This window comes from Streptomyces genisteinicus, assembly GCF_014489615.1.
GTDB classification, from domain to species: Bacteria; Actinomycetota; Actinomycetes; order Streptomycetales; family Streptomycetaceae; genus Streptomyces; species Streptomyces genisteinicus.
In genome coordinates, this window is record NZ_CP060825.1 from 3362501 (window position 1) to 3375155 (window position 12655).

Annotated in this window: 7 protein-coding genes and 1 rRNA gene (1 of these 8 only partly in view); 3 read left to right on the forward strand and 5 right to left on the reverse strand. The window is 74.3% G+C overall.

Annotated features, from left to right (window positions below; all coding sequences use genetic code 11):
* Positions 1–181, reverse strand: a 16S ribosomal RNA gene (locus IAG43_RS14695) (it extends 1345 nt beyond the left edge of the window).
* Between the two features lie 759 nt (positions 182–940).
* Positions 941–1507 carry a MarR family winged helix-turn-helix transcriptional regulator gene (locus tag IAG43_RS14700; RefSeq protein WP_187741197.1) on the reverse strand — a complete coding sequence of 189 codons (567 nt, stop codon included), beginning with the start codon at positions 1505–1507 and terminating at the stop codon, positions 941–943.
* Positions 1508–1663: 156 nt separating this feature from the next.
* On the opposite strand from IAG43_RS14700, the gene IAG43_RS14705 reads away from it, so the two are divergent.
* Positions 1664–2965 (forward strand): MFS transporter, encoded by a 1302-nt coding sequence (locus tag IAG43_RS14705; RefSeq protein ID WP_246574343.1) that lies wholly within the window; start codon positions 1664–1666, stop codon positions 2963–2965.
* Positions 2966–3076: 111 nt separating this feature from the next.
* On the opposite strand, the gene IAG43_RS14710 is transcribed toward IAG43_RS14705, so the two are convergent.
* Both IAG43_RS14710 and IAG43_RS14715 read right to left on the reverse strand, forming a co-directional pair.
* Positions 3077–4756: an ATP-binding SpoIIE family protein phosphatase gene (locus IAG43_RS14710; protein WP_187741198.1), complete on the reverse strand. Its 1680-nt coding sequence runs from the start codon at positions 4754–4756 to the stop codon at positions 3077–3079.
* Between the two features lie 152 nt (positions 4757–4908).
* Positions 4909–6447 carry an NAD(P)/FAD-dependent oxidoreductase gene (locus IAG43_RS14715; protein ID WP_425508603.1) on the reverse strand — a complete coding sequence of 513 codons (1539 nt, stop codon included), beginning with the start codon at positions 6445–6447 and terminating at the stop codon, positions 4909–4911.
* Positions 6448–6774: 327 nt separating this feature from the next.
* Here IAG43_RS14715 and IAG43_RS14720 point away from each other — a divergent pair, with 327 nt between their 5' ends.
* Together IAG43_RS14720 and IAG43_RS14725 are read left to right on the forward strand one after the other, a co-directional pair.
* Complete coding sequence (locus tag IAG43_RS14720; protein WP_187741199.1) at positions 6775–7581, forward strand: TetR/AcrR family transcriptional regulator; 807 nt, start codon at positions 6775–6777, stop codon at positions 7579–7581.
* A gap of 381 nt (positions 7582–7962) precedes the next feature.
* The gene (locus IAG43_RS14725) at positions 7963–9966 is read left to right on the forward strand and encodes a sigma-70 family RNA polymerase sigma factor (RefSeq protein ID WP_187744466.1); all 2004 of its coding nucleotides are present in this window, start codon (positions 7963–7965) and stop codon (positions 9964–9966) included.
* A gap of 405 nt (positions 9967–10371) precedes the next feature.
* Here the strand turns inward: IAG43_RS14725 and IAG43_RS14730 are convergent, their stop codons facing one another.
* Positions 10372–12537, reverse strand: a complete 2166-nt coding sequence (locus IAG43_RS14730) for an asparagine synthase-related protein (RefSeq protein ID WP_187741200.1) — start codon at positions 12535–12537, stop codon at positions 10372–10374.
* Between the last annotated feature and the right edge of the window lie 118 nt (positions 12538–12655).

The following is a 12655-nucleotide window of genomic DNA, read 5'->3' on the forward strand; positions in this document are numbered from 1 at the left end:
GGCGGGTGTTATCCGGTATTAGACCCCGTTTCCAGGGCTTGTCCCAGAGTGCAGGGCAGATTGCCCACGTGTTACTCACCCGTTCGCCACTAATCCACCCCGAAGGGCTTCATCGTTCGACTTGCATGTGTTAAGCACGCCGCCAGCGTTCGTCCTGAGCCAGGATCAAACTCTCCATGAATGTCTACTCGGCCAGTAAATGAATACAGCCGGTGGAACACCACGTAAGAGCGGAACGGTCGGGCGGAATAAGCCCCACCGTTCACAGCGTCCTCGCTGTGTCGCCTGCCCGCACCCACACAAGGTGGACCGGACAGGTCTTTTCAAAGGAACCTCGACCATCCGAACCGGATGGACGGGGTATCAACATATCTGGCGTTGATTTTTGGCACGCTGTTGAGTTCTCAAGGAACGGACGCTTCCTTTGTACTCACCCTCTCGGGCTTTCCTCCGGGCGCTTCCCTTCGGTCTTGCGTTTCCGACTCTATCAGATCTTCCCGATCCGATTTCCTCGGTGCTTTCCGGGCTTTTCTTCCCTTCCGGCGTTTCCGACTCTATCAGACTCTTTCGGGCCTGACTCCCAGTCAGCGGGCTTTGTCTTTGCGGCTGTTGGGCCGTTCCGACGTCCCAGACCTTAGCGGATCCTCCGTGCAACTCATAATCGAGTCCTTCGAAATACAATTCGGCATGCCGAAATGAATCCCGATCGGGAGTCCGTGCTGAGGTTGGGTGCCGCTTCAGCGGCTGGATGGCTGGCGCAGGACCGTTACGGCCCCGCGACAACTCGAAGAACCTTACGGATCAGGTGCGGCACTGTCAAGCCCCCCTCGGTGGTCGAGTGAACGCGTCCGTGCCGGGTGACCCGTCCGTGCCGATCCAAACGCGGGGAGCGCACAGACATGCGGGCGGCGCGGAGGGGACACGTGGGTGCCGCCGCGTCCTACTCCAGGTCCGAGAGCCGGCCGCCGGCGTCCGGCTGGTCCCGCTCCACCCGGCGCAGGACGCGGATGAGCAGTTCCCCGAGGAGAGCGCGTTCGTCGCCGGCCAGGTCCTGGAGGAGGTCCTCCTCGAAGGTGGTCGCCATCCGCATCGCCTCGAGCCACTTGCTGCGGCCCTCGTCGGTGACCTCGACGATCACACGGACCCGGTTGTTCTCGTCCCGGTCCCGGGTGACGAGGCCGTCGGCGGCCATGCGGTCGATCCGGTGGGTCATGGCCGCCGGCGTGAGTCCGAGCCGCTTCGCCAGTTCGCCGGGGCCGAGCCGGTAGGGGGCGCCGGAGAGGACGAGGGTCTTGAGGACCTCCCACTCGGCGTTGCTGATCCCGAGGTCCGCGAGCTGTCGCCCGTAGGCCACGTTCATGCGGCGGTTCAGCCGCCCCAGGGCGGAGACCACCTTCTCCACCTGTGGATCGAGGTCTCCGAACTCGCGCTGGTACGCGGCGACCTGCTCGTCGAGGGTCGGCTCCTGGGGCCCGGAGGCAGGGGCCTCGGGGGTCTCGGTAGGCATGCGCCGAAGTATCGCACGGTTCACATTGGCGTTGAAGTCCTTCAGTGTGTAGAGTTAACCATCGAACTTTAGAAATGAAGTCTTCAGGCTTCAGTCTTCCGGGCCCGGCGCGCCGCAGAGTGCGCGCCGGGCCCCAGATCTGCGAAGTGGGTGAGTGTGACCAGGGCGAAGGGCGCGGCGATGCGCCGGATCCAGGCGGGGAACGCGCTGAGCGCGTTCGGGCTCGGCTTCACGGTTCCGTACCTGTATGTCTACGTGGCACAGGTGCGGGACCTCGGTGCGGGCACGGCGGGCGCGGTGCTCGCGGTGTTCGCGTTGGCCGCGCTCGTCGTCCTGCCCTTCACCGGGCGGGTGATCGACCGGCGCGGGCCGCTGCCCGTGCTGGTGGGAGCCGCGCTGCTCGCGTCGGCCGGAGCCGCGGGCCTGGGCCTGTCCACGACCGTGCCCGCCGTCGTGCTCTCGGCCGCCGTGCTCGGTGCCGGCACCGCGGTCATGCAGCCCGCGCTGGCGACCATGATCGTCTGGAGTTCCGAGGCGACCACCCGTACCCGGGCCTTCGCCACGCAGTTCTTCCTCCAGAACCTGGGACTGGGCATCGGCGGTCTCATCGGCGGGCACATCGTCGACGAGAGCCGTCCGGGCAGCTTCACCCTGCTCTTCGCCATCGAGTCGGTGATGTTCCTCGTCCTCGCCGGCATCGCGCTCACCGTCCGGCTCCCCGCGCCCGCCGGCCTGCACGGGGCACCGGCCGGGGCCGGGGCGAAGGGCGGCCTGCGCGCCCTGCTCGGCCATCGCGCCATGGTGCAGCTGCTGGTCCTCGGCTTCGTCCTCTTCTTCGCCTGCTACGGCCAGTTCGAGTCGGGGCTCGCCGCCTACGGCACGGAAGCGGCCGGGATCGAGCCGTCCACTCTGGGCACCGCGCTCGCCGCGAACACCGCGGTGATCGTGGCCGCGCAGTTCCTCGTGCTCCGGTTCGTGGAGCGGCGCAGCCGCACCAGGGTGATCGCCGCGGTCGGCCTCATCTGGGCGGTCGCGTGGCTCGCCGCCGGTTACGCCGGGCTCGGCCACGGCAGCCAGGCGATGGCGACCGCCGCGTTCATCTCGACGTACGCGCTCTTCGGGCTCGGCGAGGCGATGCTGTCGCCGACCGTCGCGCCGCTGGTGGCCGATCTGGCGCCGGAGTCCATGGTCGGGCAGTACAACTCGGCGTTCGCCCTGGTCAAGCAGCTGGCCCTGGCCGTCGGACCGGCTGTGGGCGGTCCCATGGGAGCAGCGCTGCACGGGCCGTACATCGTGACGTTCGTGCTGTTCTCGCTCGCGGTCACGGTGCTGGCGCTGCGGCTCGGCAAGCGGCTCACCCCGGTCCAGGACCAGCCGTCGCTCGCCGCCAGGACCCGGGTCGTCACCGTGCACATGCCGCAGGCCGCGGACGCCGAGAAGGTGACCGCCGCCCGCTGACCGCCGCCGGACCGGTGCGCCCGGTCCGGCTGCCCCGGGCCCCGGCGGCCGTCCGCCACGTCCCTCTCCCGCAGGTGCGGGGGCGGGGCGCGGCGCAGCCGTGTCGCGGGGTCAGTCCGGCAGCGCGAACTCGCACCACACCGCTTTCCCGCCGCCCGGTGTGCGGCGGGAGCCCCAGGACGAGGCGATCGTCGCGATGATCGAGATGCCGCGGCCCGCCTCGTCCTCCGTCTCGGCCCGGCGGCGGCGCGGCAGGTGCTCGTCCCCGTCCGTCACCTCGACGATCAGCCTCCGGTCGGTGCGGCGCAGCCGCAGGCGCATCGGCGGCGTGCCGTGCTGGAGGGAGTTGGCGACCAGTTCGCTGACGGCCAGCACTCCGAGGTCGTGCAGTTCGGTCGAGAACCGCCACGAGGCGAGCACGCCCGAGGCGAACGCGCGGGCGCGCGGCGCCGCCTCCGTCCCGCCGAGCAGGTCGAGTGCGGCGTTGTGGAACAGCTCCGCGTCCGCGCCGGTGCGCGTCGGATGCTGGAGCACCAGCACGGCGACGTCGTCGTCGTGGTCGGCGGTCACACCGAGGGAGCGGATCAACCGGTCGCACACGACCTGCGGTGTGCCGGTGGCGCCGGCCAGCGCCCGCTCCAGTGCGGCGACGCCTTCGTCGATGTCCTCGCGCCGGCGCTCCACCAGTCCGTCCGTGTAGAGGACGGCGGTCGCCCCGGGCGGCAGGTCGATGCTGCCCGAGGTGTGCAGCCAGCCCCCGGTGCCGAGCGGCGGGCCGGTCGGCTCCTCGGCGCGGCGGACCGTGCCGTCCTCGTCGCGGACCAGGATCGGCAGATGGCCGGCCGAGGCGTACGCGAGGCGGCCGTCGGTGGGGTCGTGCACGGCGTACACACAGGTCGCGATCTGGCTGGCGTCGATCTCGGAGGCGAGGCCGTCGAGCAGCTGCAGCACCTCGTGGGGCGGGAGGTCGAGCCGGGCGTAGGCGCGCACGGCGGTCCGCAGCTGTCCCATGACCGCCGCGGCGCGCACACCGCGTCCCATCACGTCTCCGATGACGACCGCGGTGCGGCCCCCGCCGAGGGTGATCACGTCGTACCAGTCGCCGCCGACGGCGGCGTCCGTGCCGCCCGGCTGGTAGGTCACGGCGAACCGCAGGTCGTCGGGCTGCTCCAGTTCCTGCGGCAGCAGGGACCGCTGGAGGGTGACCGCGGTCTCGCGGTGGCGCCGCTCGCTGGCGCGCAGCCGCTCCGCGGCGTCGGCGTGGTCGGTGACGTCGGCCAGGAAGACGAGGACTCCCGCCGTCTCGTCGCCGCCGTCCCGGCGGCCGGCCGGCAGGCAGGTCACGGTGTACGAGCCGTCCCCCCGCCCGCCGGGGCGGTTCTGGATGCGACGGGACTTGACCGTGCGCGGCTTGCCGCTGCGCAGCACCTGCTCCATGAGCGGGAGCAGGCCGAGCTCGTGGAGCTCGGGGCAGGTGCCGGCGGCGGGTGCGCCGGCCGGGCGGTGCCCGAAGGCGGCGGTGTAGGCGTCGTTGACGTACGCGACGCGGTGCTCGGGGCCGTACACGAGGGCGACCAGGGCGGGGAGGCTGCCGAGGATCTCCGGCAGGGCGAAGTCCTCCAGCGCGGGGACGTCGGCCGGCGCGGGCTCCGGATGCTGCGCGGACCCGCCGCGGGCCGCCGGCACGGAGCCCTCGCCCCGCTGCACCGGCGTGAGCCCGCGGTTCGTCCCTCGCGCGGCGGCGCGGCGCTGCGTACCGGGGAGCCTTGCGCTCCAACGCGTGAAGTTCACTGACTTTCTAGCCTCAATGGGATGGTTGCCAAGGGTCACTCTGTGCAGGTGTGAGCCCACCTATGGTCACACGTCCAGTGTGGCCGTCCGGACTGACAGTCGTCTTTGCGCCCGTGGTCCCGGCGTTGCGCCCGGGGCCGGGCCCGTCGTCGTCAGCCGTCCGGGGAGCCGTCGGCGGACTCGTCCCGGCCGGTGTGCCCGGGCTTCCCGTCCGGCGCCCCGGCCTCCGGGGCGTCGAGGGCTCCCGGTGTGCCGGCCGGGGGTGCCCCGTGGCCGGTCCCGGGCCGGGCGCGGGCGCCGGAGCCGCCGTGGCCCGGCGGTCCCCCGCCGGCGGCGACGGCGAACTCGGCCCGGGGGTGTTCGAGTGAGCCGAGGGAGACGATCTCACGTTTGAACAGACCGGAGAGGGTCCATTCGGCGAGCACGCGCGCCTTGCGGTTGAAGGTGGGCACCCGGCTGAGGTGGTAGGCGCGGTGCATCAGCCAGGCCGGGTAGCCCTTCAGCTTGCGGCCGTAGACGTGGGCGACGCCCTTGTGGAGGCCGAGCGAGGCGACCGATCCCGCGTAGCTGTGCGCGTACTCGGTCAGGGGGCCGCCGCGCAGGGCGGCGACGATGTTCTCGGCGAGCACCTTCGTCTGGCGGACGGCGTGCTGGGCGTTGGGGGCGCACAGGGCGCCCGGCCGGTCGGAGGTGACGTCGGGGACCGCCGCGGCGTCCCCCGCCGCCCATGCGTGCTCGGTGCCCGCCACGGACAACTGCGCGGTGCACAGCAGGCGTCCGCGGTCGTCGAGGGGCAGGCCGCTGGCCGCGAGCACGGGTGCCGGCTTGACGCCGGCCGTCCACACCAGGGTCCTGGTCGGGAAGCGGGAACCGTCGCTGAGGACGGCGACGCGGTCCTCGCAGGACTCCAGGCGGGTCTCCAGCCGTACGTCGATGTTGCGTGCGCGCAGCTCGCGGACGGCGTACCGGCCCATGTCCTCTCCGACCTCGGGGAGGATGCGGCCGGCCGCCTCGACGAGGATCCACTTCAGGTCCTCGGGCTGGACGTTGTGGTAGTAGCGCGACGTGTAGCGGGCCATGTCCTCCAGCTCCGCGAGGGCCTCGACGCCCGCGTATCCGCCGCCGACGAACACGAAGGTGAGCGCGGCGTCGCGGATCGCCGGGTCGCGGGTGGAGGAGGCGATGTCCATCTGCTCGATGACGTGGTTGCGCAGCCCGATGGCCTCTTCGACTGTCTTGAAACCGATGCCGAAGTCGGCGAGTCCGGGGACGGGAAGGGTGCGGGAGACCGAACCGGGGGCGAGGACCAGTTCGTCGTAGCCGAGCTCGACGGCTCCGGCGCCCTCCTCCTCGGTGGCGAGGGTGACGACGCTCGCGGTGCGCCGCGCGTGGTCGACGGACCGGGCCTCGCCGATGAGAATCGTGCACCGGTCGAGGACGCGCCGCAGGGGGACCACCACATGGCGGGGGGAGATCGAACCGGCCGCGGCCTCCGGGAGGAAGGGCTGGTACGTCATGTAGGGGTCCGGCGTGACGACGACGATCTCGGCCTCGCCTCTGTCGAGCTCGGGCTTCAGCTTCCGCTGGAGGCGCAGCGCGGTGTACATCCCGACGTAGCCGCCGCCGACGACCAGAATGCGGGTGCGCGGCGGGGTGCCGGGGCTCGTGTCCCGGGTGTTTGCAGCCTTCACCGTCCCATGAGGCAACGGGCTCAGTCGTTTGTCCACAGGCCCGGCCGATTGTGTGACCGGAAGGATGGGAGCGGCCCGGCGCGGAACGCCTCGGGTCATTTCGGAAGCCGCGCAGGTCAGGGTGGGCGACGGACGGAAGTGGCAACGGCGGAAGGGGGGACGATCCGGTCCTTGCTCCGATCGGGGGGCGCTCCGTGCGAAGTACCCCCTTCTGAATTGACTCCGGCTCAACTATGTTCTTAGCCGTTCGGGATGCCGGTCGCGGCGTGCCCGACGGACCAGGGCGGGGATGTCTCCGGGGGGAGACGACATGACCGGGGGAACGGTATGCACATTCAGGACTCGCATTGGCAGACCGCTGTCGCGCCGGCACCGGCCGCCGACGGCAACGGACACGCACCGGCGGCGGTACCGGGCGGGACCAGCCGCCCCGCGCCGCTGCGTGTGGACGCGCAGCGCAATCTGGAGCACGTCCTGCGCGCCGCGCGCGAGGTGTTCGGGGAGCTCGGCTACGGGGCTCCGATGGAGGACGTGGCGCGCCGGGCCCGCGTCGGCGTCGGGACGGTCTACCGCCGCTTCCCGAGCAAGGACGTGCTCGTCCGCCGGATAGCCGCGGAGGAGACCGCCCGGCTGACCGAGCAGGCGCGCACCGCCCTGGGGCAGGAGGAGGAGCCGTGGTCCGCGCTCTCCCGGTTCCTGCGCACCTCCGTGGCGTCCGGTGCCGGACGGCTGCTGCCGCCGCAGGTGCTGCGGGTCGGCGTGGAGGGCGACGAGCCCGCGGAGGGCCCGGTGCCGGCCGCTGCCGAGGAGACGGCCCAGGAGGTCCGTGAGGAGCTGCGGGTTCCCCAGCAGCGGGCCTTCGGGACGGGCGGTCTCCGGGTGGTCGGGCCGCGTCCGGTGCCGGTGGAGGAGCAGGACGACGACACGGGCGTCGCGGAGCTGCTGGACGTGGTGGGGCGGCTGGTCGCCCGGGCGCGCGCGGCGGGCGAGCTGCGCGGTGACGTGACGGTGGCCGACGTGCTGCTGGTGATAGCCACGTCCGCGCCGTCGCTGCCCGATCCGGCGCAGCAGGAGGCGGCGTCCTCCCGCCTGCTGGACATCCTGCTGGAGGGGCTGCGTCCGCGTTCGCACTGAACCGGGCCGACGCACGGGAGGGCGGGGGCGCGAGGCTGCGCCGGCGCGGTCGGCGGCGGCCACGGGCCCGTTCACGGGGCGGCGGGCGAGGCGCGCACGGGACGGGGCACGGCCTCCCCGGGGCCGGGACGGGACGGACCGAGGAGTTCGAGGAGCCGGGACGGGACCGGGCGAGGGTTTCCGAAGCGGGACACCCGACAGGTCAACCCGACGCGTTCGCATGGGTGAGCGAACTGTGCCCTGTGGGATGACGCGGCGCGAGCCGTTTCCCTCAACTCTCCCCGGACGAGTGGTTGATGTGCGCGGGGGTTCGGCGCACAGCCGCTCTGTGGCACGCTGGCCCGGTTGAACGGGGCAGAGGCGCTGACGGGGGCTTCCGCGATGAGCGGTGACGGGCGGGACGGAGCACTCGGGGGCGCGGGCGCCCCCGACGCGGCGGGAGGGCCGCGGGAGCAGGTGCCGAGCCAGGGCGGGCGGGGCGGCCCGTCGGGTGCGGCGCGTCCGCCGGGCCCGCGGGAGGCGGGTCCGGCCGGACCCGACGCGCCACCGGTGCGCGGAGCCGAGGGCACCCCCGCCGTCCCCCAGCAGCGGGAACGCGGCGCCGGGACACCGTCCCTGCTGCCTCCTCCGCGGGAACTCCCGGTTTCCGACGTCGAGTTGGTCCAGCACATGCGGGACGGCGACGACAGCGCGTACGAGGAACTCTTCCGCCGCCACTCGCCCTCCGTCCGCGCCTACGCCCGCACCTGCTGCCGCGACGCCCACACCGCGGACGACCTGACGGCGGAGGTCTTCACCCGGACCCTCCAGGCGGTGCGCTCGGGCGCCGGACCGGAGCAGGCGGTGCGCGCCTACCTGCTGACCACCGTCCGGCGGGTGGCAGCTTCCTGGGCCAAGACCGCCCGGCGCGAGCAACTCGTGGAGGACTTCGCGGTGTTCGCGGCGGAGGCCGCCCGCAGCACGGACGCCGCCACCGACGACACGCTCGACCTCGGCGCCGATGTCCGGGCAATGCACGAGGCCGAGCAGTCCCTGGCCCTGCAGGCCTTCCGCTCCCTGCCGGAGCGCTGGCAGGCCGTGCTGTGGCACACGACGGTGGAGGAGGAGTCCCCGAGCGAGGTGGCACCGCTCTTCGGGCTGACCGCCAACGCCACGGCGGTCCTCGCCAGCCGGGCCCGCGAGGGCCTCAAGCAGGCCTATCTGCAGGCACATGTGAGCACGGCGCTCACGGCCGGCGGCGACTGCGCCCGGTACGCCGACCGGCTGGGCGCCTACGCACGCGGCGGCCTGCGCATGCGGGCGGAGCGCGGCCTGCGCAAGCACCTCGACGAGTGCGCCAAGTGCCGTCTCGCGGCCGGGGAGCTCGCCCACGTGAACGCGGGCATCCCCGCCCTGCTGCCGGTCGCCGTCATCGGCTGGTTCGCCGCGGGTTACTCGCTCAAGGCGGCCGGTGTCGTCGCCGGGGGCGCCGCCGGAGCCGCCGGAGCGGGTGCCGCCGCCGCGGCCACGGGCGCCGCCGCGTCCGGCGGAGCGCCGGGCGGCACGTCCTCGGGGGCGGCCGGCGGCGCGGCGGCGGAAGGCGCCGGCGCGCCGCTGAAGGCCGGGGTGGCGGCCGCCGTCGGACTGGCCGCCGCGGCCGGCCTGGTGTGGGCGCTGACCGGCGACCCCGCACCCGAGCCGGAGCCGCAGTCCCGCCCGCCCGCCGCCATGCCCGTGGCCCCCGACGAACCGGCTCCGCCGCCGGCGGAGCCTCCCGCGCCGCCCGCTCCCGCTCCCCGGCCGCCGAGTGCCGCTCCGGCGCCACCGCCCACGCCGGAGCCCTCACCGACCCCCACACCGAGCCCCGCACCGGAGCCGCCCGCCGCTGAGCCCCCGCCGACGCCACCGCCCTCCCCCACACCGACTCCGACCCCGACGCCGTCTCCGGCGCCTGCGCCCCCTCCCCCCGCGCCGGAGACCTACGAGGTCGGCCGCCTGTCCTACTCCTTCCTCGGCGACGGGACCGACCCCGAGGTGCGCGTCGGCGAGAGCAGCTGGCTGTGGCAGCGCCGGAACCTGTCGATCGCCGGCACCCGCCACGCGCACGGCGTCACGGTGCAGGGCCGGTCGTCCGTCACCATCGACCTCAACCGCGAGTGCACCCGCTACGAGGCGATGGTCGGGGTCGACGACCTGACGCTCGGCCGCCAGGAGGTGCGCTTCTCGGTGTACGCGGACGGGGTCCGCCTGTGGCGCTCCGAGGCGATGGCCCGGGGGGACGCCGCCGTACCCGTGCAGGTGCCCCTGGACGGGCGCCGGACGCTGCGCCTGGTCGTCGAGCCGCAGGACACCCTCGGTACGACGGTCCTCGCGGACTGGGCGCAGTCGCAGATCAGCTGCCGCTGAGGGCTGCCACCCCGCAGCAGCCGGCGGGCGGCCCCGACGACGGTTGCGGCACCTCGCCGCCTCGTCGAAGGGCCCCGTACACGCCCCCTACGAGGACGCCCGGCTGTCCGTCCCCGCGCCTTGCGCGGCCGGGGAGGCCCCGCGCATCCGACGCCGCGCGCCGGGACGAACGATTGCGGCAGCCCGTGCGGCGATCCGGATGTTCGCGGGACAGTCCGTGAGGCGATGCGCACGCGGCGCTGTCCGCCCGAAGGGCGGAAGGGCTTCCGCGCCGGGCCGCGTCCGTCCGACGGAACCCCGTCCGCCGAAGCCCAACCCGGCCCGTGCGGGTCCGGCCCGCCCCGCACGCGCCCGCACGCACGGGCCCGGCGCACCCGCGCCCCGCGTCCCGCGCCCCCCGCGGCGTCAGGGCTGGAGCGTCGGGCGCTTCGGGACGCCGCCCGCCACCGCGCGGCGCCGGGGCGCCGCCGTGCCGGTCCAGCAGGTGCCGCGGCGCGACAGCAGTCTGCGCAGCCACAGTTCGGTGGAGACGAGGTCCGCCAGCCCGTCCAGCGGCACGGGTTCGCCCTCCGACGCCGCCCGCAGCGCCCGGCGGACCACCCGCGCCTCCACCAGTCCGGCGTCGGCCAGCAGCGGTGCGTCGAAGAGGGCCATGAGATGGTCGAGCGACACCCTCAGCCCGGTGCGCGCCGTGGTCACCGCCGTCTGCGAGGCGTGCGCCGTGGCTCCCCACCCCGGCGGGAGTTCGTGGATGCCGGCGCCCGCGAGCACGGTCCGCAGCACGTCCGCCCGCGCCCCCGGCTGCACCCGCAGCGACTGCGGCAGGGCCCTGCTGGCGCGGACGACCTCGTTGTCGAGGAACGGGGCGTGGATGCGCTGGCTGCGGATCTCGGCCGCCTGCTCCAGGATCCGGTGGTCCGCCGCGTACCGGGCGAGCGCGGCGCGGGCGCGGGCCTCGCCGGGGCGCAGCACGGTGGCCGGGCGGTGGGCCGCCTCCGTGAGACGAACCGATACTTCGGCGAGCGCCTCCCCGGTCAGCCAGCGAGCCGCGGGCCCCGGGCGCGCCCACGTCAGCGCGGCGAGCGAGGCGCCCACCGCGCCGTTCAGGCCGACGACACCGGTCCGGTTGGCCGTCAGCAGCCGGTCGGCCGCGGCCTCCAGGCCGTTGCGGTACGGGGTGCGGGCGAGGCGGCGTGCCGCCCGGTACACGGTGAGCGGCACGAAGAGCGACTGCGGGGACGTTCCGTCCGCCCGGGCGAGCGCGCTCACCGGACGCAGCAGATGCCGCCGCCCCCGGTCCATCAGCAGATCGGCGAGGCGTGCCGGGTGCGCGTCCAGCACCTGGCGGGCGCCGGCGCCGGTGAAGTGGTCGGCGCTGCCGGCCGCGAGCCGGACGCGGTGCCGTTCGGCGACGGCCAGGGACGGCGCGGGCTCGTCCGTCAGCGGCCCGGTGTCCAGGCCCGCGTAGGGGAGGGCCTCCTCGCCGGCCGCGACCACGACATGGTGCAGGCGGGGGTTGGCGGCGATCAGCCGGGCGCGTTCGAGTTCCGGCTCGCGGGCCTCCCGGCCGGTGGTGGCCAGGTCGTTGAAGGTGACCGCGACCAGGCGTTCCCCGGCGCCCGTGCCGTGGCCGAGGACGGTGCCGGGCACACCGGGCAGTCCGGCGGCGAGCAGGGCCAGGGTGCTGGACGCGCTGCCGCCGGAGAGGTCGGCGCCGATGCCGGGGGCGGGCGCGCCCCGGGCGGCGCGGCGTTCGGCCGGGCCCATGCCCGGGACGGGCCCGGGGTCGGGCGGCAGGGTCTCGGGCGCGTGGCGCGGGGCGGTGAGCCGGGCCCGGACGGCGTCGACGAGGGCGTCGCGCACTCCGTCGACCGCCTGGGCCGGGTCGATCTGCGGTCCGGCCACCGCGAGGGAGGCGACCTGCTCGTATCCGGTGATCTCGCGGGAGCCCTCCCGCAGGATGAGCGCGTGCCCGGGCGGGATGCGCTTGACCCCGGCGTACGGGGTGGAGTCCCTCAGCGCCTCGGGTGTCTCGGGGCAGGCGAGCAGCGCCGCGAGGTGCCCGATGTCGAGCTGGGCCTCGATCAGGTCGGCGAGCGGCAGCGCGGCCGTCGCGTAGGCGGTGCCCTGCGCCCACGGGGTGTAGAACACGGGCCGGGCACCCGCCAGGTCGCCGATCACGGTGATCCGGCGGCCGACCTGGACGACGGCGGTGTAGCTGCCCGCCCAGGCGGTGAGGTGCCGCAGCGCGCCGCCGCGGGCGGCGAACAGCCCCACGCGCAGCTGCTCGTCGCTGGCGGCGCAGCAGCCGAGGACGGCGAGCCGGGCGACCGCGGGCGGGTTCGCGCCACCGCCCGGCACGGGGCGGGCGGCCGGTTCGGCGGTGACGACGCGCACCTCGTCGGGGCGCCAGTCGCCGACGGCCCACAGCGGATCGGGGTCACCCCACAGGAGTTGGGCGCCCACGGGGTGGACGGTGCGGCTCTCGCCGTCGGGGTCCGGAAGTCCGGAGACGGCCCCGGCAGTCCCGAAGTGCGCGGCGATACTGCTCCACCCCACCAGCCACCGCATCCCCGCCTCCACCGCATTCCCGAAGCCGTTCGGGAACATGCTGCCACGAAGGAGGCGCGCAGGCTCGGGCTCCGGTAGCGCCCGCAAAAAGTGAACGTGCCACCGGCAGTGGCCGTTT